28 protein-coding genes are annotated in these 23,245 nt (G+C 63.1%); 14 read left to right on the top strand and 14 right to left on the bottom strand.

The features are described from left to right. Positions 1-101 precede the first annotated feature (101 nt). The gene (locus GA829_RS06990) at positions 102-737 is read left to right on the top strand and encodes a TetR/AcrR family transcriptional regulator (protein WP_195177811.1); all 636 of its coding nucleotides are present in this window, start codon (positions 102-104) and stop codon (positions 735-737) included. Between the two features lie 81 nt (positions 738-818). Here GA829_RS06990 and rpmE read toward each other — a convergent pair whose 3' ends face one another. After that, positions 819-1,040 (bottom strand): 50S ribosomal protein L31, encoded by a 222-nt coding sequence (gene rpmE, locus GA829_RS06995; RefSeq protein ID WP_195177812.1) that lies wholly within the window; start codon positions 1,038-1,040, stop codon positions 819-821. Between the two features lie 206 nt (positions 1,041-1,246). Here rpmE and GA829_RS07000 point away from each other — a divergent pair, with 206 nt between their 5' ends. Beyond that, a complete protein-coding gene (locus GA829_RS07000) occupies positions 1,247-3,046 on the top strand; it encodes an ABC transporter transmembrane domain-containing protein (protein ID WP_195177813.1) in 1,800 nt (599 codons plus the stop codon). Between the two features lie 21 nt (positions 3,047-3,067). Here GA829_RS07000 and GA829_RS07005 read toward each other — a convergent pair whose 3' ends face one another. The 3 genes from GA829_RS07005 to GA829_RS07015 form a co-directional block, all read right to left on the bottom strand. After that, positions 3,068-3,751 carry a nitroreductase family protein gene (locus tag GA829_RS07005; RefSeq protein ID WP_195177814.1) on the bottom strand — a complete coding sequence of 228 codons (684 nt, stop codon included), beginning with the start codon at positions 3,749-3,751 and terminating at the stop codon, positions 3,068-3,070. Between the two features lie 75 nt (positions 3,752-3,826). Next, entirely contained in the window at positions 3,827-4,501 is a 675-nt protein-coding gene (locus GA829_RS07010; protein WP_195177815.1) for a GntR family transcriptional regulator, read from the bottom strand. Positions 4,502-4,517: 16 nt separating this feature from the next. Continuing rightward, complete coding sequence (locus GA829_RS07015) at positions 4,518-6,005, bottom strand: carboxypeptidase M32 (protein ID WP_195177816.1); 1,488 nt, start codon at positions 6,003-6,005, stop codon at positions 4,518-4,520. Positions 6,006-6,149: 144 nt separating this feature from the next. Here GA829_RS07015 and GA829_RS07020 point away from each other — a divergent pair, with 144 nt between their 5' ends. Further along, positions 6,150-6,503 carry a DUF1304 domain-containing protein gene (locus tag GA829_RS07020; protein WP_195177817.1) on the top strand — a complete coding sequence of 118 codons (354 nt, stop codon included), beginning with the start codon at positions 6,150-6,152 and terminating at the stop codon, positions 6,501-6,503. Between the two features lie 104 nt (positions 6,504-6,607). On the opposite strand, the gene GA829_RS07025 is transcribed toward GA829_RS07020, so the two are convergent. From GA829_RS07025 to GA829_RS07065, 9 genes are all read right to left on the bottom strand, one after another. Beyond that, positions 6,608-7,042 carry a hypothetical protein gene (locus GA829_RS07025; protein WP_195177818.1) on the bottom strand — a complete coding sequence of 145 codons (435 nt, stop codon included), beginning with the start codon at positions 7,040-7,042 and terminating at the stop codon, positions 6,608-6,610. A 241-nt stretch (positions 7,043-7,283) separates the two neighbouring features. Then, a complete protein-coding gene (locus GA829_RS07030) occupies positions 7,284-8,315 on the bottom strand; it encodes a peptidoglycan -binding protein (protein ID WP_195177819.1) in 1,032 nt (343 codons plus the stop codon). A 1-nt stretch (position 8,316) separates the two neighbouring features. Beyond that, positions 8,317-9,342 (bottom strand): MotA/TolQ/ExbB proton channel family protein, encoded by a 1,026-nt coding sequence (locus GA829_RS07035; RefSeq protein WP_195177820.1) that lies wholly within the window; start codon positions 9,340-9,342, stop codon positions 8,317-8,319. 105 nt (positions 9,343-9,447) lie between these two features. Beyond that, positions 9,448-10,158 (bottom strand): PAQR family membrane homeostasis protein TrhA, encoded by a 711-nt coding sequence (gene trhA / locus GA829_RS07040; protein ID WP_258052211.1) that lies wholly within the window; start codon positions 10,156-10,158, stop codon positions 9,448-9,450. Positions 10,159-10,244: 86 nt separating this feature from the next. Further along, positions 10,245-11,045, bottom strand: coding sequence for an inositol monophosphatase family protein (locus GA829_RS07045; protein WP_195177821.1), 801 nt, complete (start codon positions 11,043-11,045; stop codon positions 10,245-10,247). Between the two features lie 77 nt (positions 11,046-11,122). Then, positions 11,123-11,689, bottom strand: a complete 567-nt coding sequence (efp, locus tag GA829_RS07050) for an elongation factor P (protein ID WP_195177822.1) — start codon at positions 11,687-11,689, stop codon at positions 11,123-11,125. A gap of 299 nt (positions 11,690-11,988) precedes the next feature. Next, the gene (locus GA829_RS07055) at positions 11,989-13,029 is read right to left on the bottom strand and encodes a tetratricopeptide repeat protein (RefSeq protein ID WP_195177823.1); all 1,041 of its coding nucleotides are present in this window, start codon (positions 13,027-13,029) and stop codon (positions 11,989-11,991) included. Position 13,030: 1 nt separating this feature from the next. Then, entirely contained in the window at positions 13,031-13,678 is a 648-nt protein-coding gene (locus GA829_RS07060) for a thiamine phosphate synthase (RefSeq protein ID WP_195177824.1), read from the bottom strand. Positions 13,679-13,846: 168 nt separating this feature from the next. Beyond that, positions 13,847-14,731 (bottom strand): DMT family transporter, encoded by an 885-nt coding sequence (locus GA829_RS07065; RefSeq protein WP_195177825.1) that lies wholly within the window; start codon positions 14,729-14,731, stop codon positions 13,847-13,849. Between the two features lie 134 nt (positions 14,732-14,865). Here GA829_RS07065 and GA829_RS07070 point away from each other — a divergent pair, with 134 nt between their 5' ends. The 3 genes from GA829_RS07070 (at position 14,866) to GA829_RS07080 (ending at position 17,017) form a co-directional block, all read left to right on the top strand. After that, complete coding sequence (locus tag GA829_RS07070; RefSeq protein WP_195177826.1) at positions 14,866-15,309, top strand: Lrp/AsnC family transcriptional regulator; 444 nt, start codon at positions 14,866-14,868, stop codon at positions 15,307-15,309. A gap of 107 nt (positions 15,310-15,416) precedes the next feature. Further along, a complete protein-coding gene (locus GA829_RS07075; protein ID WP_195177827.1) occupies positions 15,417-16,145 on the top strand; it encodes a class I SAM-dependent methyltransferase in 729 nt (242 codons plus the stop codon). A gap of 101 nt (positions 16,146-16,246) precedes the next feature. Continuing rightward, positions 16,247-17,017, top strand: a complete 771-nt coding sequence (locus tag GA829_RS07080) for a sulfite exporter TauE/SafE family protein (protein WP_195177828.1) — start codon at positions 16,247-16,249, stop codon at positions 17,015-17,017. Positions 17,018-17,032: 15 nt separating this feature from the next. On the opposite strand, the gene GA829_RS07085 is transcribed toward GA829_RS07080, so the two are convergent. Then, positions 17,033-17,584, bottom strand: coding sequence for a DUF2269 family protein (locus GA829_RS07085; protein WP_195177829.1), 552 nt, complete (start codon positions 17,582-17,584; stop codon positions 17,033-17,035). Positions 17,585-17,904: 320 nt separating this feature from the next. Between GA829_RS07085 and GA829_RS07090 the strand changes: the two genes are divergently transcribed. The 8 genes from GA829_RS07090 to GA829_RS07125 all read left to right on the top strand — a co-directional run bounded on the left by GA829_RS07090 (position 17,905) and on the right by GA829_RS07125 (position 23,238). Beyond that, on the top strand, positions 17,905-18,285 hold the full coding sequence (locus GA829_RS07090) for a heme-copper oxidase family protein (protein ID WP_195177830.1): 381 nt from the start codon (positions 17,905-17,907) through the stop codon (positions 18,283-18,285). Between the two features lie 362 nt (positions 18,286-18,647). After that, positions 18,648-19,181, top strand: a complete 534-nt coding sequence (gene rcdA / locus GA829_RS07095) for a protease adaptor protein RcdA (protein ID WP_195177831.1) — start codon at positions 18,648-18,650, stop codon at positions 19,179-19,181. A 74-nt stretch (positions 19,182-19,255) separates the two neighbouring features. After that, entirely contained in the window at positions 19,256-19,765 is a 510-nt protein-coding gene (ruvC, locus tag GA829_RS07100; RefSeq protein WP_195177832.1) for a crossover junction endodeoxyribonuclease RuvC, read from the top strand. 13 nt (positions 19,766-19,778) lie between these two features. Continuing rightward, on the top strand, positions 19,779-20,399 hold the full coding sequence (gene ruvA, locus GA829_RS07105) for a Holliday junction branch migration protein RuvA (RefSeq protein WP_195177833.1): 621 nt from the start codon (positions 19,779-19,781) through the stop codon (positions 20,397-20,399). Positions 20,400-20,461: 62 nt separating this feature from the next. Further along, positions 20,462-20,746 (top strand): AbrB/MazE/SpoVT family DNA-binding domain-containing protein, encoded by a 285-nt coding sequence (locus GA829_RS07110; RefSeq protein WP_195177834.1) that lies wholly within the window; start codon positions 20,462-20,464, stop codon positions 20,744-20,746. Then, complete coding sequence (locus tag GA829_RS07115) at positions 20,743-21,147, top strand: PIN domain-containing protein (protein ID WP_210337736.1); 405 nt, start codon at positions 20,743-20,745, stop codon at positions 21,145-21,147. The genes GA829_RS07110 and GA829_RS07115 overlap by 4 nt, the downstream gene beginning before the upstream one ends. Continuing rightward, on the top strand, positions 21,144-22,181 hold the full coding sequence (gene ruvB, locus GA829_RS07120; RefSeq protein WP_195177835.1) for a Holliday junction branch migration DNA helicase RuvB: 1,038 nt from the start codon (positions 21,144-21,146) through the stop codon (positions 22,179-22,181). Before GA829_RS07115 ends, ruvB begins: the two co-directional genes overlap by 4 nt. Before the next feature lie 160 nt (positions 22,182-22,341). Then, a complete protein-coding gene (locus GA829_RS07125; RefSeq protein WP_195177836.1) occupies positions 22,342-23,238 on the top strand; it encodes a metallophosphoesterase in 897 nt (298 codons plus the stop codon). Positions 23,239-23,245: the final 7 nt, after the last annotated feature.

Raw genomic sequence — 23,245 nt, forward strand, 5'->3', positions numbered from 1 at the left:
CGTGAGTAATATTCACATTTGCAAAACGTGATAAACCCTCGTATTTTACAAGTCAAGCCAATTTCGGTGATTTCGCCGAAGGGTTCTGTTGGGAGACAGTCATGGAAGGCACAGCCGCACAGCCTGAGGGGCAGATCGCGTCGCCGCGTCGGTCGCCGACCCAGCAGCGCAGCCGCGAACGGGTCGAGCGAATGCTGGCTGCGGCTTCAGCGTTGATCGCCGAGCAAGGCAGCGACGCCATGCGCATGGGCGAGGTGGCGGAACGGGCAGGCGTCTCGATCGGCTCGCTCTACCAGTTCTTTCCGGACAAGCGGGCGATCGTCTGGGCGCTGGCGGAGCGCTATTCCGCCGAAAGCCAGGCCTGCATCGCCGCCGCGCTGAAGGACGTCAGCGATGCCGAAGGCCTGAGCCGGGCCTTTTCCGAACTGGTGGATATCTATTACGGGCTGTTCCTGGCCGAGCCGGTGATCCGCGACGTCTGGTCGGGCACGCAGGCCGACAAGGCGTTGCGCGAACTCGAACTCGCCGACAGCCGGGCCAATGCTGAATTCCTCACCGGGGCGCTGAAGCGATTGCGGCCTGCCGCCGATACGGCGAGCCTGGAAACCACGGCGCTTCTCGTCTGGCAGATGGGCGAGGCGGTGATGCGGCTGGCGATCTCAGTTAAGCGGCAGGAAGGCGACAGCCTTGTCGCGGCCTACAAGCGCATGGCGTTGCGCGAATTGCTGGCCGCTTAGGCAATTGCTGGCCGAAGGGACATGGGCAACAAAAAACCCGCCTCGAGGGCGGGTTCTTCGATCTCGCGAACAGCGATAAAATTAGATGCCGAAGCCTTCGAAGCGCTTCTTGAACTTCGACAGACGGCCACCGCGGTCGAGCAGGGTCTGCTGGCCGCCGGTCCAGGCCGGATGAGTGGTCGGGTCGATATCGAGGTTCATCGTATCGCCTTCCTTCCCCCAGGTCGAACGGGTCATGTATTCGGTGCCGTCGGTCATGACGACCTTGATGCTGTGGTAGTCGGGATGGATGGCAGTCTTCATCGCTCTGTTCCTGGCTTGCGTGGCGCGGCTGACGGGCATGAGCCTGCGTCGATGCGCCCCTTTTTAAAACTCGAAGCCGCAGCTATTGAGGAGCCACGGCTTCTAAAACGGTCGGCGAGCCTATACATCAGCCGGAATTGAATCACAAGGCCGCGGCAAGCGCATATTGATGGCGCCTACCAGAAGCGGTCAGAGGAAACACCAGGATGGCGCAATCCAGCAGCGCAGACGAGCGCCGGCGCTCGCTCAAGCCGCTCAGGCGCCTGTTCCCCTATATAACCGGATATCGCACGATGGTGATCGGCGCGATCATCTCGCTGGTCATTGCCGCCGCAACGACCCTGGCGCTGCCGCTGGCCGTGCGGCGCATGATCGACCACGGCTTCTCGTCGTCCAGCACCACCTTCATCGCCGAGTATTTCGGGGCGCTTGTGGCGATGGCCGCCTTGCTCGCGGCGGCATCGGCCGGCCGCTATTATTTCGTCATCACGCTCGGCGAACGCGTGGTCGCCGACATCCGCCGCGATGTCTTCGCGCATGTCACGACGCTGTCGCCGGCCTTCTTCGACACGGCCCAGTCGGGCGAGATCGTCTCGCGGCTCGCCGCCGATACAACACAAGTCAAGTCAGCGGTCGGGGCCACTGCCTCGGTCGCGCTGCGCAATGTCATCCTTGGCTTCGGGGCATTGGCCATGATGGTCATCACCAGCCCGAAACTGTCCGGCCTCGTCATTGCCGCCATTCCCGTGATCGTGCTGCCGCTGGTCGCCTTTGGCCGTTCGGTGCGGCGCAAGTCACGGCAGGCGCAGGACACGCTTGCCGATGCCACCGCCTATGCCAGCGAGCAGATCGGCGCGGTGCGCACGCTGCAGGCCTTCACCAACGAGAAGCTTGTCACCGGGCATTTCTCCGGTGCCGTGGACGCTGCTTTCCAGGCCGCGCGCTCCTCGATCTTCGCCCGCTCATTCCTCACCTTCTTCGCCATCTTCACCATCTTCTCTTCTGTCGTGGCGGTGCTCTGGTTCGGCTCGCGAGACGTGCTTGCAGGCACGCTGTCGCCGGGCACGCTTGGCCAGTTCCTGCTCTATTCGGTGTTCGCCGCCGGTGCGCTCGGCGCGCTTTCCGAAGTCTGGGGCGAGCTTGCGCAAGCAGCGGGCGCGGCCGAGCGGCTGACCGAGATCCTGGCCGAAAAGCCGGCGATCCAGGCGCCTGCCAATCCCAAGCCGCTGCCGCTGACGGCCAAGGGCGCGATCCTCTTCGACAATGTCTCCTTCTCCTATCCGGCAAGGCCCGACCGCGCCGCGGTCCACGGCTTGAGCTTTCAGGTCATGCCCGGCGAGACGGTGGCGATCGTCGGTCCCTCGGGCGCCGGCAAGAGCACCGTATTTTCGCTGATCCTGCGCTTCTATGATCCAGAAACCGGCAAGATCGTTGTCGACGGCGTCGACGTGCGTGAGGCCGACCCGGCCGCGGTGCGCGCCCGCATCGCCATCGTGCCACAGGACGTCACCATCTTCGCCGCCAGCGCCCGCGACAATATCGGCTTCGGCCGGCCAGGCGCCAGCGAGGCCGAGATCGAGGCAGCGGCGAAGGACGCGCTTGCCGACGAATTCATCCTCAAGCTTGAAAAAGGCTATGACAGCCCGGTCGGTGAGCGCGGCGTGACGCTGTCCGGCGGCCAGCGCCAGCGCGTGGCGATCGCCCGCGCCATCCTGCGTGACGCGCCGATCCTGCTGCTCGACGAGGCCACTTCGGCACTCGATGCCGAAAGCGAGACGCTGGTACAGACGGCGCTGGAACGGCTGATGCAGGGCCGCACCACAATCGTCATCGCGCATCGGCTGGCGACAGTGTTGAAGGCCGACCGGATCCTGGTCATGGATGGCGGCCGCATCGTCGAGGAAGGCACGCACCAGAGTCTTGTCGCCAAGGGTGGCATCTACGCGCGGCTGGCCAAGCTGCAGTTCGAGACTGGCGCCAGCGCCTTCCGGGGGGCGGCGGAGTAGGCCGCCGTCCCGGGCTGGTGACTACAGAAAGGTCGCTATGTCGGCCAGCGGCCGCTTTTCCAGGGCGTGCGTCGGGATTGTCGCGCCCTCCTTCGGATAGCCAACGACCATCAGGATGTAGGGCTTGTCGTGCGGATCGCGGCCACAGATCTGGTTGAGGAAACTCATCGGATTGGGTGTGTGGGTAAGCATGACGAGGCCCGCGCGGTGCAGCGCCGTGACCAGGAAGCCGGTGGCGATGCTGACCGATTCCGGGACATAATAGTTCTTGCGCAGGACCCCATCCGCCGACCGGCTCTTGCGCTCGCCGAAGATGCAGATCAGCCACGGCGCTTCTTCCAGGAAAGGCTTGCTCTCGTCGGTTCCAAGCGGGGCAAGGGCTGCCAGCCACTCCTCTCCGGCCCGGCCGGCGTAGAAGGCGCGTTCCTCGATCTCGGCCGCCTCGCGGATCTTCTGCTTGATCTCGGGATTGCCGATCACCGCGAAGTGCCAGGGCTGATGGTTGGCGCCGTTCGGCGCGGTGCCTGCCGCGAGGATGCAGGTTTCGATAATGTCGCGCGGCACCGGCCGCGTTGAAAATTCGCGCACGGTGTGACGCGTGCGCAGTTCGGCATAGAAGGCCTCGGCATTGGCGCGCATGTCCTCAACCGGCATCTCGCGATAGTCGGGCAACGGGATCGGCAAATAGTTTTGGGTCGGTTTCATCGGTTCTCTCAGGATTGTCCAACAATATTGTCCGACAATCAATTGGAATGCAAGCCTCGATCCATCCGGTTGTCGTCAGGCCGAAGCGAAATGATCGTCGGGCAGTTGCTGGATCAGCCGGCGGGATGTGTCGACATGCTCGCGCATTGCTGCCTGCGCCGCCTGCGCATCTCCGGCGATGATCGCCTCGACGACGAGCCGGTGCTGGGCGTTGCTCTGAAAAACCTGCTGCCGGTTGATCAAAAGACGGAACTGCAGCCAGTAGATCGAGTTGGAAAGCCGCCCGAGCGTTTCGTCCAGGAGTGCGTTGTCGGCGGTCTCCGCGAACATGGCGTGGAAACGGCGGTTGAGATCGGAGAAGCCGCTCATGTCATTGGCTTCGACGGCGCGGTCCATTTCATTCTGCAAGGCGAGCAGCCGTTGCGGATCCGCATGGAATTTGGGAGCGCCGAGGCCTACTGCCAGAGCCTCCAAAGCGCCGCGAACCTCGAAAAGATTGTCGACTTCCTTGCGCGACAGCTGGCGCACGACCACGCCACGGTGTGGTTCGAACGTCAGCAGGCCGTCGGCGGCAAGACGCTGAAAGGCTTCGCGAACGGATGAGCGGGAGACGCTGAAGCGGCGCACGAACTCCGCTTCGGTCAGCCGTTGCCCCGGCGCCAGATGCCCGCCGCGCACGGCGGCGGCAATCGCGGCTGCGACCTGCTGGACGGTTGAGGCGCTGTGCTGATCAGCCAATGGTTCCCTCATGCGCCTGGGGCTCTCCCTACGCTTGCCCGTAGCGCTGCTTCAGATGGTTGACAAAATAAGCGGCATTGAGCTTCTCGCCGGTGGCGCGCTGAAGCAGGTCCGGCGTCGACCAGCGCGAACCCTGCGACCAGATCTTGTCGCGGCGCCAGTCGTTGACCGCCGCGAAATTGCCCTTGGCCAGATCGTCGTCGGCGGAGGGATGCTCGCGTGTCAGCGCCGCCCATTGCTGCGCCGCCATCATGGCGCCCAGCGTGTAGGATGGGAAATAGCCGAAGGCAGCGCCCGGCCAATGCACGTCCTGCATCGGCCCGTCGGCGGGATTGTCGATAGTGGAGAGACCGAGATAATCGCGCATCTTGGCGTCCCACGCCTCAGGCAATTCAGCCACTTCCAGCCTGCCCGAGACAAGTTCCTGCTCCAGTTCATAGCGCAGGATGACATGCAGCGGATAGGTCACCTCGTCGGCATCGACACGGATCAGGCCGCGCTCGACACGATGCACATGCGGAAGGATGTCGTCGAGCGACCACGCCTCGCCGAGATGCTTTTCGACCACCGGCAGGGCCCAGCGCCAGAACGCGGGATTGCGGCCAAGCTGCTTTTCGACAAACAGGCTCTGGCTTTCATGCACGGCCATGCCGCGCGCCTTGCCGAGCGGCCAGTGCGACCATGCCTTGGGCAGGTTCTGCTCGTAGAGCGCATGGCCGGTCTCATGCAGGACGCCCATCAGCGCCGACAGGAAATCTGATGTCTTGTAGCGGGTGGTGATGCGCACGTCGCTCGGCACGCCGCCGCAGAAGGGATGGTGCGACACGGACAGCGAACCATGGGTCAAGTCAAAGCCGACTGCCGCCATCATGGCAAGGCCAAGTTCGCGCTGCTTGTCGATCGCGTAGCTGCCGGAGAGCGGCTTGAGCGGGCGCTTGCGCAGCCTTGTCTCCTGCGCCGCCAATGCCTCGGGGACAAAGCCCTTCAAAAAAGTCTTCAATTCGGTGAAGACCGGCGTGATGTCGGCGGCGCGGTTGCCCGGATCAAACTGCTCCATCAGCGCGTCGTAGGGGTCTAGGCCAAGCACGTCGGCGCGCAAGGCGGCCTCTTCGCGCACCAGCGCGACAACGCCTTCCAGCGCCGGCAGGAAGCCCGCCCAGTCGTTCTTGGCGCGCAGATCGCGCCACAGCTGCTCGGAGCGCATGCGTGCGGTGGTCTGGCGCTCGACGAATTCGACCGGCAGGCAGGTCAGATTGGTGTATTGCCGCCGCAATTCGGAGACCGCCGTGCGCTGCTCATCGCTGAGCGCCTCGCCTTCGGCAGCCGCGAGCCAGTCGCCGATTTCCGGCGCTGTGGCACGGGCATGATACATGCCGGCCAGCGTCGACACGGCCTCGGCGCGTTTCTCGCCGCCGCCAACGGCCATGTGGGTTGCCTCATCGGCGCCAAGAATGGCGAGCGCATGTTCCAGTGCTTCGAGCTTGTGGCCGAGGTCATCGAGTTTTTGAAAGGACATGGCAGGTTCCGGTGTTCTTGGGACGGCGGGAAAAGATACCAACGCGCCGATGTTGGCAACCCTGAGACAGGATGCAACGCGATGCCTTGCGGATGCGAGGACATGCGTGATCAAGTAGCAGATCACTGCGCTGGAGGGGAAACGATGATCGGCAATATCCTGGTTGGGCTGGTGGCCCTGATCCATGTCTACATCGTCTATCTGGAAATGGTGCTGTGGGACACGCCGAGCGGCCATAAGGCATTCAAGCTGACACCCGAATTCGCCAGTGCGTCGAAAGTGCTCGCCGCCAACCAGGGCTTATACAACGGCTTTCTGGCCGCCGGGTTGATCTGGGGTCTCTACCTCGGCGCGGGCGGTTTCCAGATCAAGGTGTTTTTCCTGCTCTGCGTCGCCATTGCCGGTCTGTATGGCGCGGCGACCGTCGGCAGGAAGATCCTGTTCATTCAGACAGTGCCGGCTGCGATTGCCCTGATCGCGGTCTGGATGGGCTGGTAGTCAAAAAGGACGCCCGCGGGATTGATATCCCGAAGGCGTCAGGTGGTCCCTTCCTGGCGCAGGATTTTGCCAAATCTTGCGCGGTATCGAGATAACGGAAGGCCTCAGCCGTTCGGATAGTTTCCGCCGTCGGAACCGTCACCCATGCTGAAGCCGCTGCCGGTGTCGATCATCAGTCTCTGGTCGAGATTGTCGACCCGGTGCAGCAACTGGTGGTATTGCGCCGCCGGTATCCGGCCATGATCCGCCGCCGCTGTCTTTTCGGCGGCCTGAGTGATGCGGGACACCCGCATCTCCAGCTGTTGCGCCACGGCCGGCGTGATGGTGTTCGCCTGTTTCGCGTCCACGATGCCTTGTCTTATGCCTTGCAGCTGATCGATGAGACCGGTCACGCGCGGACCGGTGAAGTCGGTTGGGTCGGTCGCATCCAGGGCGCCCTTGTGATGTCCCGCGGCATAGGCGCCTGCGAGTGGGACAGCGGCGAGGAATGCCGCGATGGCCGCAGTTCTGATTGTGGTCTTGGGAGTGAAAGAGCGCATGTCCGCGTCTCCTTTTCTTGGGGAAGGCGATGCTTGTTCCATCTGCCTTCCGGTCGCGGGCCGTCCGGTCCCGTCGCGTCGCGATGAGGGAGAATTCATCGCCGGCGGTTCTCGGCCCGCATGGGAAGCTAGGAGCATGCCGTGGCAATGTGTAATTAAAAAAAGATAATCTTTTCAGGTCTTGCCGGGCACACTCCGCGCCCTAGGGTTGAACCTGCAAGCAACTTCGCGTGATTGTGGATCAACGTTCAGTGAGCTTCAGTTCAATGCGGCGGTTCTTGTTGCGAGCCTCTTCGGTGTCGGCCGGATCGAGCGGCTGGAACTCGCCGAAGCCAGCGGCAACGAGCCGATTGGCCGGCACGCCGTTGTCGATCAGGAATTTCACCACCGAGGTCGAACGCGCCGTCGACAATTCCCAGTTGTCGCGGTAGCGGCCATTGCCGGACAGCGGCTTGTTGTCGGTGTGGCCGTCGACGCGCAGCACCCAGTTGATCTCCGGCGGGATCTCTTTCTGCAATTCGATGATGGCGTCGGCGAGCTTCTTCATCTCGACCTTGCCGGCGTCGTTGATCACTTCCGAGCCGGTCGGGAACAGCACTTCCGACTGGAAGACGAAGCGGTCGCCGACGATGCGAATGTTCTCGCGGTCGGCGAGGATTTCACGCAGGCGCCCGAAGAAGTCGGACCGGTAGCGGTTGAGCTCCTGCACGCGCTGCGCCAGCGCGACATTCAGGCGGCGGCCGAGATCGGCGATCTTGGTGTTGGAATCGCGGTCGCGTGTTTCGGACACGTTGAGCGCATCCTCGAGCGCGCCGATCTGCTTGCGCAGCGCCGCGATCTGCTGGTTGAGGATTTCGACCTGGCTCAGTGCCTGCTGGCTGATCTGGCGCTGGCCATCGAGTTCGCCCGAGAGCGCCACGGCGCGCTGGTTGGCCGCGTCGCCGGCGCCCGCACCTTGCGCGAGAAGCTGTTCGAGCCGACTCTTTTCCGCTTCCGCCGCTGACAGCGACGCTTGCAGATTGGCGAGCGAATCGTCCTTGTCCTGCGTCGTCGAGCGCTCGAGTGCGAGAAGCTGCGTCAACTCGTTGATCTGTGAGTTGAGCCGGGTCAGCACCTGATCCTTGCCGGAGATTTCGCGGCCAAGCAGGAACTGCGCCAGCACGAAGACGGTGAGCAGGAACATGATGGCCAGCAGCAGCGTCGACAGCGCGTCGACGAAGCCAGGCCAATAGTCGATGCGGCGGTCGGTGCGCCGGCCCCTGGCGAGTGCCATGCTAGTGGACCCCAGGTTTCTTCAGGGCGTCGGCGATCTTTTCCAGCGTGTTGCGCATCGCCTTCTGCTCGTCGGACTGTGCCTCGACCCAGTCGCGCATGATCTGCTGCTCCGAGCGCATGTTCTTGACCAGGCCCGAAATGCCGTCGGCGAGATTGGCCATGGCGGTGGCGACGCGCGGATTGGAGCCGCCGCCATTTTCCTGCATGCTGCGCAGCCGTTCCGACAGGACGCGGATCTCGTCCGAGGATTCGGCCTTGGCCGGATCGGAGACGACGATGTCGGACGACAGATCGGTGACCGACGACAGCCAGTTTTCGAGTTCGGTGTAGAAGCGCGTCTGGGCGCGGCCGGCCTGCAGGTCGAGGAAGCCAAGCACCAGCGAGCCGGAGAGGCCGAACAGCGAGGACGAGAAGGCAGTGCCCATGCCGGCCAGCGGCGCCGATAGCCCCTGCTTGAGCGAATCGAGCACTGCTGCCGCATCACCCGTGCCGGGATCGAGCGACTCGATGGTTTCGCGGATCGAGGCGATGGTGTTCAACAGGCCCCAGAAGGTGCCGAGCAGACCGAGGAAAACCAGCAGGCCGACGAGATAGCGCGAGGTGTCGCGGCTTTCATCGAGGCGGGTGGCGATGGAATCGAGCATGGTGCGCATCGAACTGGTCGAGAAGGCGGTCGCCGACGAACGGCCGATCATCGCCTTCATCGGCGCCAGCAGCACCGGCTCGGTGGTCTCTGAACCGGCGCGGAAGGAATTGACCCAGCGCACTTCGCGAAACAGGCGCCCGACCTGCACGAACGCCAGCAGGATACCGACCACGAGCACGCCGACGATCAAGCCGTTGAGGCCGGGGTTGGTAACGAAGGCGGTTGAAATCTGGCGCGTCAGAATCGCTGCGATGAAGGCGACGATGACCAGGAAGATCACCATCGTCAGCAGAAAGACCTGCGGACTCGAGAGTTTATGGGGATCATACATCAGGACGTCGGAACGTCTGCCCACGCCGAAGGATCTGAGAAAAGCCATTCGTGCCCCGTTTCCGATGCCGCCGATCACGTAGTTCGCGACTCTAAACGGAATTGTGACCAAATTGAATGGCGCTTGGCAATATTGCCGCGCCGGTCATCCGCGTCACAGGCGATTGATGACCAGGCAGTCGACCATGGCGGCCAGATGCAGACCGGCGCCGGTGACGACAAAGCCGTGCCAAAGCGCATTGTGGAAGCGGAGTGCCTTCCAGGCGAAGAAGATGACGCCGCAGGAATAGACAATGCCGCCGGCGACGATGAGCGCGATCGATGCCGTCGGCAGTGTCTGGACCAGCGGCTTGACCAGGATGATGCCGCTCCAGCCGATGGCGAGATAGAACACGATCGCCAGCCGGTCGAACCGGCCGGGAAAAAACACCTTGATGGCGATGCCGAGGGCGGCGGCTGTCCAGACCAGGACGATCATCCAGATGGCCAGCGGCGAGCCGTCGAGCTGCGCCAGGAACGGGGTATAGGTCGCGGCGATCAGCAGGTAGATCGCGGCATGGTCGAAGCGCCTTAGCACCCATTTCACCGGCGATGTCACTGGCCACTGATTGTAGGCTAGCGACACGGACAAGACGGTGAGCAAGGAGACCACATAGAAGGCGGCGGCGATATATTCACCAGGACCGGTGCGGAAGGCGGCCAGCGCCAGCAGCGCCGAACCGGCTGATATCGCCAGCACGATGCCGACCGCATGGACGACGCCGTCGGCGATCATTTCCGCGCGCGAATAGTGCCAGCGTCCGACAAACGGGACGGTGATACCGGGCGGGATGGTGATATCGGGTTTTACTCTGCTGTCGTTCACGGCCTGGTTCCTGCGCCCTGCCTTCTATCTGGGCGGTCGCGGGATAGTATTTCAAGCTTGCGTTGCGGTTTTGCGACTGCGGCGCTTCAGCGCGCCGAGAGCGGCTTCTTCACGGCCTTCAGCAGCGCGCGCTGGATGACTTCGTTGCCAGCCACGACCGAGCCGTGCTCCAGCATGTCCTGGCCGCCATCCATGTCGGAGACGAAGCCGCCGGCTTCGCGGATCAAAAGCAGCCCGGCGGCGATGTCCCACGGCGACAGGCCGGTCTCCCAGAAACCGTCCATGCGGCCGGCGGCGACATAGGCGAGATCGAGCGAGGCGGCGCCCAGGCGGCGCACGCCCGAGACTTCCGCCATGACGTTGCGCAGCTCGACGAGGAAATTGCCGTGATGGCCGCGTCCCAGATGCGGCACGCCGCAGCCGATCACCGTGTCGACCAGCTTGATGCGGCCGGCGACGCGCAAGCGGCGGTCATTCATGAAGGCGCCACCGCCGCGTTCGGTCGTGTAGAGCTCGTCCATCGCCGGATTGTAGATGACACCGGCCACGATCTGGCCCTGGCGCTCCAGCGCGATCGAAATGGCGAATTGCGGAATACCGTGCAGGAAATTGGTGGTGCCGTCGAGCGGATCGACGATCCAGCGATGCTGGGCGTCGTCACCCTCGACCACGCCGCGCTCCTCCATCAGGAAGGAATAACCTGGCCGCGCCTTCGACAGTTCGGCGAACAGGATGTCCTCGGCCTTGCGGTCGGCCTGGCTGACATAGTCGCCCGGGCCCTTCATCGAGACCTGCAGGTTCTGTACCTCGCCGAAATCGCGCGACAGCGAACGGCCGGCCTTCATGGCGGCCTGGACCATGACGTTGAGAAGTGCGGAGCGTGCCATAGTGCTTTTCTTCCTGCTGCTGCGCGGTCAATTTTTGGTTTGATGCATGCCGGTCACCCGTCTTTGGGCAACATGCATCAATCGGCGCGGCGCACGTAGGTGATTTCGTTGGTGTCGACGATGATGCGTTCGCCCGCGCCGATAAACGGCGGCACGAGAACGCGGATACCGTTTTCAAGGATCGCCGGCTTGTAGGATGAAGCGGCTGTCTGCCCCTTAACCACGGGATCAGCCTCGGTGATGGTCAGCGTTACATAGTCGGGCAGCGAAATGCCGATCGGCCGCTCTTCGTAAAGCTGTACCGTCACCATCATGCCATCTTGCAGGAAAGCCGCGCGGTCGCCGACGAAATCCTTGTTCAATTCCAGCTGCTCGTAGCTCTGGGTGTCCATGAACACCAGCGCGTCGTCCTGCGCGTAAAGGAAGGAAAAATCCTTCAGATCGAGCCGGATCTGCTCGACCGTCTCCGCCGAGCGGAAGCGCTCGTTGAGCTTGGTGCCGTTGATCAGGTTCTTCAACTCGACCTGGTTGTAGGCGCCGCCCTTACCGGGCTTGACTGTATTGGTCTTGACCGCCACCCACAGCCCGCCATCGTGCTCGATGACATAGCCGGGACGGATTTCGTTGCCATTGATCTTGGCCATGGTGATCTGATCCGGAATGATACCGACGGCAAGGCCGTGGCAGGGGATGTTCGCCGAGAAAGCGATTTCGCGGCCTCCAAGACCACAAATTGCCATGAGAGGCAAGGGAGCGGGCCGGGGAGGCTACTGGCGGTGGATCTGTCCGCGCGGCAACCGGATAGAATTTCGTGGTCGGGGGGCTTCCAAGGGAATGTATATTTTCGTGGTCAGTCGCCCGATAAACCAGTCTATCCGACCTCCAGTCGTAGTGGCGCGCGAAGCGCGGAATGTTGCCGCGTGCCGGGCTCCCACATCTGGTGTCAGGGTAGGCGGTTTGCCTTTTGCAGCGCCTGCTTGGTCTGGTCGTCGCTCAGACCTTGCAGGAAATCGTCCATCTCGGGATCGATGAGGCCGGCGCGGCGGGCGACGATGTACCATGCGCCGGCGAGGATAAGGTCCGGCTCGGTGCCGATGCCGCCCATGTAGAGTTTGGCGAGACGGTTGCGGGCGGCGACATTGCCGCCTTCCGCCGCCTGTTTCATCCAGCCGAAGGCGGATTTCAGGTCGCGGTCGCCGCCACGCCCCTCGATCATCCAGGCGGCGAGGTCGATCTGCGCGGTGTCGTAGTTCTGCCGCGCGGCTTGCGCCAGCAGACGCCTGGCCTGCGCATCGTCGCGCGGCTTGCCGCCGACACCGTTGGCATAGACCTGCGACATCGCGTATTGCGCATCGGCGAGGCCGGTGGCGGCGGCGCGTTCGTAGTAAGTAACCGCCTTGGCGATGCCGGCATCGCCCGGGTCCTGCTGGACCAGAAGCTGCGCGAAATTGAACTGCGCCAGCCGGTTGCCGGCTTCAGCGGCAGCCTGCATCAGCGCGTAGGCCTCCTTGTCGTCTTTCTTGACGTAGCGGCCATCGAGCAGCATCAGGGCGTACTGGAATTGCGATTCCGGCACGCCTTGCTCGGCGGCCCGCGCGTACCATTTCGCCGCGTCCGCCGCATTGAGCGGCACACCCAGCCCGCGCGACAGGATTTCGGCCACCAGGGTCTGCGCCGCCGGATCGCCGTTCTCCGCCCGCGTCAGCGCCAGATTGTAGGCCGTCTTGTAAAGCCCGCGCTGGAAGGCGCCGTAGGCGGCGTCGGCGGGCTTGGCGCCGAAGCGATCGGGGTTGATGGCGTCGGCTGATGGCAGCGGTGCCGGTTCGGCCGTTGTGGCCGGCTGTGGCAGCGGCTTGTCGATAGGCTTGTCGGTGTGCACGCCGACTTCCGGCTTGGGCTGCGGCAACGGGATGTTTTCCGCGGCCGCCGCCTGGACCATGAGCACCGCAAGCAGAGCCTGGAGAGGAAGCGGCACCGAGGACACGTCAGTCCTCGAAGCGCGGCGCGGTTTCGTCAAGCAGCGCATTGGCGGTGGCGACCGCTGTTTTCGGATCGGTTCCGTCAGCGAACACGGCGCTCGACAGCGCCACGAATTCGGCACCGGTAGCGCCCACTGCTTCCACCGACGCAATGTCGGATCCGGCCATGACAATGCAGGGGATCTGAATCATGTCCGCCCACCATTGGCCGAGCGACAGGTTGCGCGGATGCGGTTCCGGCTTGTTGTCGTAGCCGAAGCGGCCGAAGAAAATATAGTCGGGCCGCGTTTCACCGAGCTCGAGCGCATCGTCGCGGGTCTTGGCCCCGCCGACGCCGACCATCATCCTGGACTGCAGATTTTCGATCGTCTCCGCGAGTTCGGCCTTGCCAACCTCGACATGGATGCCGTCGGCATGGACGCGGCCGGCGATGCGGCTGTCGCCGGCGATGACGACCGCGACACCGGCGGTCTGCGCCGTTGGCACGATCTGTTCGGCAAAGGCCTGGAAGGACGCCTCATCCATGCCATTCTCCGGCAGGATGAGTGAGGCGACGTCGCCGCCGTCAAGTGCCGCCGCGATGCGGGCAGCCGTGACGCCGGGTGGTGCGATCAGCACGATGCGGCAGCGGTTGGGTGGCGTTGCGTCATTCATTGTTTTCGATCCCGGGTTTCGCCTATGCCGGGCGAAGATGGTTGGATTGCGGCATAGAGCAAAGAGCAGGGATTGAACAGGCAGGGGCGAGGGCCGCCGGCTGAAATGCCTAACAGCCTGCCGGAGATTATCGATCGATGAAATGTCTGAACAGGCTGCCGGGTACCCTCAGGCCGGTGCTTTCGACCGCCACAGCGACCAGGCGAGGTTCATGCCGGCCGCCGCGAACAGGATGAAAACGGCGCCGACAATCTGGGTGACATGCAATCGATGGCCGAATGCCAGGACATCGACCATGATCGCGACGACCGGATAGATGAAGGACAGCGATCCCTGCAGATATGTCGGCAGTTTCTGGATGGCGCCGTACAGCAGGATATACATCAGGCCGGTATGGACGACGCCCAGTGTCGCCAGCATCGCCCAGCTCCAGGCATTGCCGGGCGGATGGCCAAGATTGGCGAAGGGCGCCAGCATGACGACACCGACGCTGACCTGAATGAGTGCGATCAGGTGCGGCGGCGTGCCCTTGAGCTTCTTGGTGACGATGGCCGCCACCGCCCAGAAGAATGCTGCTCCCAGCGCCATCGCGATGCCAAGAAAGTAATTGGTACCGACAGAGCCGGCATCCGGCGCTGTCTGCACGATCAGGATCATGCCGGCGAAAGCAATGCCGAGCCAGGCCAGCTTCGTCATCGTCAGCCGCTCGGAAAACAGCAATGCGCCAAAGCCGACCAGCATGAAGGGTTGCGTGTTGTAGACCGCCGTCGCGATCGAGATCGATGCGCGCGAGAAGGCCGCGAAGAGCAGCAGCCAGTTGATGACGATGGCGGCGCCGCCGATCGCGGCGATGCCGATGATGCGCGGCGACAGCGTGTTGCGCAGCAATCCCAACCCGCCGCAGATGATCAGCAGTGTTATTGCCCCGAAAGCGCAGCGCCAGAACACCACGTCCATGACCGGCTGGCCGGACATGACGACGAACCATCCAATGGTTCCCAGGATCGCCATTGCGGCTGACATTTCGATCGTGCCGCGCACCTTCTCATCCATTGGATACTCCCTGAGATTGCCCAAGGGTTTATAATCTCATCCGGGGCGAACGCTTTCCATGCTCTTGAGAAGGCGATATGAGAATCCACCCTACTTATTGAAGGTATATTGGCCATTTCGCCATGGAAGATAAGATGATCGACGATCTTGACCGGCGCCTGCTCGAAATCCTGGTCAAGGATGCGCGTACCTCGCTGAAGGACCTGGCCGGCCAGGTTGGGCTATCGTCGCCCAGTGTGTCGGAACGGCTTCGACGGCTCGAAGATCGCGGCGTGATCCGGGCCTTCACGGTCGAGATCGATCCGCTGGCGCTCGGCTTTACCTTGCAGGCGATCGTTCGCATCCGGCCCTTGCCGGGCAAGCTGCATATCGTCCAGAAGCTGATCGAGGAGATTCCGGAATTCGGCGAATGCGACAAGGTGACGGGTGACGACTGCTTTGTCGCGCGCCTGTTCGTGCGTTCGATCGGTGACCTCGACGGGATACTCGACCGGATCGCCGACAAGGCGGAAACCAGCACCGCCATCATCAAGGCGCAGCCGATCCGGCGGCGGCCGCCACCACTGGGTGGCGCCTGAGCCTGAGCAGGAGCCTAGTGGCGGCTGCTGGGAGGCCAATCGGCGCGCCAGTGGAAAGCCGGCGGCTGGTCCGTTAGGTTGCGGCATGCATCGAGAGCGGAAACGTCATGGCGCAAAACATCTACGATCGACCGGAGTTCTTCGAGGGCTACAGCCAGCTTGGCCGTTCGGTCGAAGGCCTGGACGGTGCCGCCGAATGGCCGGCATTGCGCGCGATGTTGCCGGATGTGAGAGGACTGAGGGTCGCCGATCTCGGCTGCGGCTTTGGCTGGTTCTGCCGCTGGGTGCTGGACCATGGGGCGGCACGGGTGCTCGGCTTCGATCTCTCAGAAAAGATGCTGGCGCGGGCAAGGGAAGCGGGTCCGGCTGGCGCGATCGTCTACGAAAGGGCCGACCTCGAACAGCTAAGCCTGCCGGCAGCGGGCTTTGATCTCGTCTACAGTTCGCTCGCCCTGCATTACGTCGAGGACGTCATGCGGCTGTTCGGGACGGTGCATCAGGCGCTGGCGCCGGGCGGCCACTTCGTCTTCTCGACGGAACACCCTGTTTACATGGCGCCAAGCAATCCCGGCTGGTCGGTCGATGCCGAAGGCCGCAGGACGTGGCCTGTCGACCGGTATCTGATGGAAGGTCCGCGATCGACCGACTGGCTCGCGAAGGGGGTGGTCAAGCATCATCGGACTATCGGCACCACGCTCAATTGCCTGATCCAGGCCGGCTTCATCATCGCGCATGTCGAGGAGTTCTGTCCGACCGCTGAACAGATCGCGGCCAGGCCGGCGCTTGCCGAAGAACTGGAACGGCCAATGTTCCTTTTGGTCTCCGCCCGCCGGTAGCGGTAACAGCGCCGGCATTCGTCATATTTGCTGTCGCCCGACGCGGAATTCTGGGTTATTCAGGCGTCCCAAGCTTTCCCTCCAGCCTCGTCCCCCTCCCCATGTCAGGCCTGCTCAGCGATCCGTGGTTCTATGCCGCCGCCATTCCGGCGGTCATTCTGGTTGGCCTGTCCAAGGGCGGGTTTGGCGGTGCGGTCGGTTTCGTCGGCGTGCCGCTGATGGCGTTGACCATGCCGCCGGTGCAGGCGGCGGCCATCCTGCTGCCGATCCTGTGCCTGATGGACATCGTCTCGGTATGGACCTGGTGGGGCGTCTACGACCGCAAGATGCTGGTCGACATGATGCCGGGCGCGGTCGTCGGCATCGGCCTCGGCTGGCTGACCGCCGCACTCGTCACCGAGGAGGCGGTGCGGCTGATTGTCGGCGCGGTCGCCATTATCTTCGTCCTGCGCTGGCTCTACCTGCAGTTTCGCCACGGTTCCGACCACGCAGCGGCGCCAAACCGTATCGCTGCCGCCATCTGGGGCACTGTGGCCGGCTTCACCAGCTTCGTCGCCCATGTCGGCGGCCCGCCGTTCCAGGTCTATGCGCTGCCGATCCGGCTCGATCCCAAGGTGCTGTCGGGCACGGCAGCGATCTTCTTTGCCGCCACCAATGCGCTGAAGCTGGTGCCCTATTTCGCGCTTGGCCAGTTCGACACCGCCAACCTGACCGCGTCGGCGGTGCTGGTGCCTCTGGCGCCGCTCTCGACCATTGCCGGCGCCTGGCTGGTGCGGCGGATGCGGCCAGAGGTCTTTTATCCCTTCACCTACGCCACCGTCGCGGTCGTCGCGGCGAAACTCTTGTGGGACGGGATCGCCGGCCTGCTCTGAGATTTTGGCGCCTTGTCAGGCAGCGCTTGGCCTAAGCCGCCGGGGCCGGCCGAGCGCGAGCGTCGCGCCGGCGACAATGATCAATGCCATGCAAACCAGCGTGGCGATGTCATGCGCCGTTGGCTTCAGCACCATGTCGACGACGATGACGAGCATCACCGAATAGTCGAAGCGCGCCGCGTTGAGAATGCGCTGGCCATGGCCAAGGGCCGCGGGTGTTATGCCGTCCCTGGCGATCATCTTGGCCATCCGGTCGGCTGTCGGCTTGAAGACGAACATGCCGACGCAGAAGGTCATGGCGTAGCCGGCCAGGCCAATCACGATCCACAGGTCGGAGAAACCGACCCAGAACCAGCACATGATGAGCCCGAACACCAGTGTCGCCATCGACATCGGCGCGAAGAACGTGTTGCCGAGTTCGCCGGTGGCGCGCATCGCTTGCAGCGTTCCCTGGATATTTCCAGCGCGCTCGGCAAGCAAGGCCAGCAGCATCAGCGTGAAGCCGCCACCTACCCACAGGGTTGCCGAGATGATGTGCAGGAATTTGACAACGGAATACCAGTCCATCGTTCTCTCCTTGGGATCTGATGGTCGCGGGCGGGGCGGATCGTGGCCCGCCTCGCGTCGATGAACGACCGTTTAGCGCCGCGCCTGTTTCAACAAGATGTCGCGAAAAAGCCGGCTGTGTTTCCACCGCTTGCCCGGGCGCGACGGCGGACGCGCGAAGGATTTTCTGCTATTGTGACAAGCGTCGGGAGGGGCCGGCGCGACATCATCCGGAAACACAGCCGATGCTAGTGCGCCGACGCCGGGAGCCCCGGTGGCGAAACAATCGCCTGATGATCAACCCATTCCCGCGGGCGGGAAAAGGCAATGAGGGGACGGATATGCAAGGGGTAGCTCGAAATTTCTTCACACTGGCAATCATCTACGCGCTGTGCGGAATGGCGCTCGGCCTTCACATGGCAATCACCGACGACCACGGCCAGATGCCGACCCATGCCCATACGATGGTGGCGGGATGGCTGATGTCGGCGGTGTTCGCGTTTTTCTATCATCTGTTCCCGGCGGTCGCGCAAAAGACGCTCGCCGTCATCCATTTCTGGCTGACCGCGGTCAGCGGCATCGGCCTGATGATCGGCCTGTACTTCCTGCTCGCCGGCAACACTGCCATCGAGCCGTTGGTGGCCGCCTCTTCAATGGGCTTCTATGCGGCCATGCTGCTGTTTGCCGTCATTGCATTGCCGGCGGTGTGGAAAAAGGCATGAAGGTCGCACTGTGCTGTTACGGCACAGAAAGATGACATTTTGCCCAAAATACCGGGGCCGTTAAAGGTTCATTAAGCTTTACAGGCGTTTACTATGTGCATCCAGTGATCTGGATTCTTACCGAGTGGTTGGAGCCACTTTGTTTGACGCCTCCCTGTTAAACTCCTGAGAGCCGCCTTATCCGCGGCTCTTTTTTTGTCCGGGGTTCAGGCATGCCTGCCAGCGGCGGGCCGTTAACCTTCTGTTAAACATGTGCTTGCCTTCACCCACGACGAAGCGCATTTTCAAGCTTCACTCGGGTAGGGTGCTGGGCGTATCGGCAGTAAGCCGAATCGGCCGGCTGTTAGTGCAGGGGCGTATCAATGAACGAGCCTTCGAAGGGCAATGCGAAAACCGTCAAACTGGCGGAGCGACGGGTATTCTCGCAGTCCTTCAAGCCGCTTTATCAGGAAGGCATGGGCCTGGTTGAACAGGCCGCCGAGTATCTGGACGGCAAGGGCCGTGCCGAGGCGAAGAAGCTGTCGCGGTTGGCGGCAACACTCTACGCCGCCGAATCGATGCGGCTGACCACGAGATTGATGCAGGTCGCCTCCTGGTTGCTGCTGCAGCGCGCCGCCAATTCCGGCGAGATGACCCGCGACCAGGTCGCTTCCGAAAAATCCAAGGTCCGCCTCGACACCGCCTCCGCTCATGATGAAGCGGTCGGCTGGGCGGAACTGCCCGAGGATTTTCTCGATCTGGTCACCCGCTCGCTTCGCCTGCAGGCGCTGGTCCGCCGCATGGATGACGAGATCTACGGCGCGGGTTCGATGGTCGACATGCAGATCATGGGTCGCCGGCCCAATCCGGTTTCCGATCAGATCACGCTTCTCAACACCGCCTTCGGCCGCGGCTGAGATCGATCGGCCCTTCGTTTCCGGTTTGTTCACATTTCGCTGACATCGATCTCCGGTGGAGATAAGGTTGGCGCATGGCGGAAACGATTCGCATCATCGGCATAGACCCCGGGCTCAGGCGCACCGGCTGGGGCATCGTCGAGAGCCTCGGCAATTCGTTGCGCTTCGTTGCTTCCGGAACGGTGCGTTCCGAGGACAAGGCGGCACTGGCGACACGGCTCTGCCAGTTGCATGACGGGTTAGCTGAAGTCCTGCACGCTGCCATGCCGCATGAGGCAGCCGTCGAACAGACTTTCGTCAACAAGGATGCGGTGGCGACGCTGAAGCTTGGCCAGGCGCGCGGCATTGCCATGCTGGTACCGGCGCGCGCCGGCCTTGTCGTTGCCGAGTATGCCCCGAACGCCGTCAAGAAAGCGGTGATCGGTGTCGGCCATGGCGACAAGAAGCAGATCCACATGATGGTGAAAGTGCTGTTGCCGAAGGCTGTTTTCGACACCGAACACGCCGCCGACGCACTGGCCATCGCCATCTGCCATGCACATCACCGGCAGAGCGTCGCCTATCGGATGGCGCTCCTGGCATGAAGGGTCATCACGCATGATCGGCAAGCTGAAGGGCACACTGGACGAGATCGACGAGGACCATTGCCTCGTCGATATCCATGGCGTCGGCTATGTCGCCTATTGTTCGGCGCGCACACTTGCCGCGCTTCCGGCGCCAGGCGAAGCGGTGGTGCTGTTCATCGAGACTTATGTGCGTGAGGACATGATCCGGCTCTACGGTTTCCAGTCTCAGCTAGAGCGCGAGTGGTTCCGGCTGTTGATGAGCAACGTGCAGGGCGTCGGCGCCAAGGTGGCGCTGGCCATCCTGTCGACGCTGGCGCCGGCTGATCTGGCCAATGCGATCGCGTTGCGCGACATCGCGATGGTTTCCCGCGCGCCTGGCGTCGGCAAGAAGGTGGCCGAACGCATCGTCACGGAGCTTAAGAACAAGGCGCCGGCCTATGCCGGCTCCGCCTCGGGCACCATCGGGCTGAAGCAGGAACTCGGCGAAGGCGTGGCGCCAGCGCCGATCGCCGACGCCGTCTCGGCGCTGGTCAATCTCGGTTACTCGCGCGACACCGCCGCCAACGCTGTCGCGGCGGCGCTGAAGACGGCGGGCGAGGACGCTGATGCCTCGAAGCTGATCCGCTTCGGGCTGAAGGAACTGGCGCGGTGATTGCCTGAAAAGGCTATTCCGACTATAGTGCCTTTGTAAGGAATTTCTTAGAAAGTAAGAAAATGGGCGCCTATGCAAGCCTGACATCGAAAGGCCAGCTTACCATTCCGAAGGACGTTCGAGATGCTCTGTCGCTCAAGGCGGGTGACATGATCGCCTGGACGGTTGTCGATGGCTATCTGATCGGAACGCCCCGCAATCTCGATTTTGCCGACCTCGCCGGATTCCTGGGAGATCCGCCAGGTGGCCCGGCCTCGCTTGAGGAGATCGATGCCGCGGTGCGCGAGGCCGTCGGGCGGCATGTTGTGGGAGATGAGCCGAAAGGCGGGCACGAGGGCGGCGCGTGACGTCGATAGGCATCGATACGAACGTTTTGCTGCGAATGGTGCTGAATGATGATGCCGAGCAGCGGGCAAAGGCTCTCGCTTTCGGCAAAGGCCTTACGGAAAACACGCCCGGCTTTGTCAGCTTGATCGTTCTGGTCGAGTTCAGCTGGTCGTTGATTTCGCGCTACAAGATGCCCAAAGAGCAAGTTCTGGCGGCGATCCAGAGGCTGCTGAAGATCAGGACGTTGGTTTTCGAGGATTTCGATGCCATCGTGATCGCACTTGAAAGATCCAACATGCCGCAAGTTGATTTTGCTGATGCACTGATCGCCGAGCACCACAGGAATCTGGGCTGCTCGCATACGGTCACGTTCGATCATCGGGCTGCTAAATCCATTGCAGGCATGGAATTGCTGGCATGAGCCTTTCCCCCCGTCTCATTGCGCCGGAAAAGCGTGGCGAGGATGCCGAGCAGACCTTGCGGCCGCAGACGCTTGACGATTTTGTCGGCCAGGCGGCGGTGCGGGCCAATCTCAAGGTCTTCATCGAGGCCGCCAAGGGCCGCAACGAGGCGCTCGACCACGTTCTGTTTGTCGGTCCGCCGGGTCTCGGCAAGACGACACTGGCGCAGATCATGGCGCGCGAGCTTGGCGTCAATTTCCGCTCGACCTCCGGCCCGGTCATCGCCAAGGCCGGCGATCTCGCGGCACTCCTGACCAATCTTGAAGAAGGCGACGTGCTGTTCATCGACGAGATCCACCGGCTCAGCCCGGCGGTCGAGGAAATCCTCTATCCGGCGATGGAGGATTTCCAGCTCGACCTGATCATCGGCGAGGGGCCGGCGGCGCGCTCGGTGAAGATTGATCTGGCACGGTTTACCCTGGTTGCCGCCACCACGCGGCTCGGTCTTCTGACCAACCCGCTGCGCGACCGTTTCGGCATTCCGGTGCGGCTCAATTTCTATTCGGTCGAGGAACTCGAACAGATCGTGCGGCGCGGTGCGCGCATCCTTGCCATGCCGCTGGGCGACGATGGCGCGCTGGAAATCGCGCGCCGGGCGCGCGGCACGCCGCGCATCGCCGGCCGGCTGTTGCGGCGCGTGCGCGATTTTGCCTCCGTCGCCGGCGATGGTCATGTCAATCGCAAGATCGCCGACGAGGCACTGACGCGGCTGGAGGTCGATGCGCTCGGCCTCGACGCGCTTGACCGGCGCTACCTCTCGATGATCGCGCGCAATTTCGGCGGCGGGCCGGTCGGCATCGAGACGATCGCGGCGGGGCTTTCCGAGCCGCGTGACGCCATCGAGGACATTATCGAGCCCTATCTGATCCAGCAGGGGTTCATCCAGCGCACGCCGCGCGGCCGTGTGCTGACGGCCAATGCCTGGCGCCATCTCGGCCTCGATGCGCCGAAGGACCTGGCGCAGCAGCAGATCAACCTGTTCCAGGAGGAGTAGCGTCCCGGCATTGGGCGCGGCTTCTCGAGGCGGCGATCAAGGAACAGTGAACGCTCCTGCGCAAAATCTCCTAATCCCCGCCGGCTTGCTGGCATATTCGGAGGTCTAAAAGGTCGCTGCCTTGGAGCCTGTCGCTCCTGCTGCATGCCGGAGCTGCGCAATGATTACCAGACGCGGGTTCTTGAAATTCGTTGGGGGTTCGTTTCTGACCGCGGCCTCTTTCGGCGCCTACGCGGTCGGCATCGAGCCGATGCTTCTGACACATGTGAAGCGCTATACGCTGACGCCGCCGCATTGGCCGTCGGGACTGAAATTGCGCATTGTCGCGCTTGCCGACATTCACGCCTGCAGGCCGTGGATGACGCCTGAGCGGATCGCCTCGCTTGCCGAAGACGCGAATGCGCTGCAGCCGGATCTGATTGTGCTGCTGGGTGACTATACCGCTGGCACCCGCCTGGTAGCGGACTGGGTGAATGCGTCCGAATGGGCGTCGGCTTTATCCGGTCTCAAGGCGCCGCTTGGCGTGATGTCGATCCTTGGCAATCATGACTGGTGGGAGGACCGTGCCGCGCAGAAGGCAGGCGGCGGACCGACCATAGCGCGCAAGGCACTGGAGGCGGTCGGCATTCCGGTGCTGGAGAACGATATCGTGCGCCTGGAGAAGGACGGGCATGGCTTCTGGGTCGCCGGGCTTGCCGACCAGCTCGCCCTGCTGCCGAACAAGGAGCACCGAGGGTTCAAGGGCCTGGACGACCTCGACGGCACGCTGGCCAGGGTCAGCGATACTTCGCCCGTCATCCTGCTGGCGCATGAGCCGGATATCTTTCCGAAGGTGCCGGGACGGGTCGCGCTGACCCTTTCGGGCCATACCCATGGCGGGCAGGTGCGGCTGTTCGGCTACTCGCCGGTGGTGCCGTCGCGTTTCGGCAACCGCTACGCCTATGGCCATGTCGTGGAAACCGATCGCAATCTGATCGTCTCGGGCGGGCTTGGCTTCAGCATCCTGCCGGTGCGTTTTGGCGTTCGCCCGGAAATCCTGTCGATCGATCTCGGATAGGCGGATT

Origin of the sequence: Mesorhizobium sp. INR15 (assembly GCF_015500075.1) — a bacterium.
GTDB lineage: Bacteria > Pseudomonadota > Alphaproteobacteria > Rhizobiales > Rhizobiaceae > Mesorhizobium.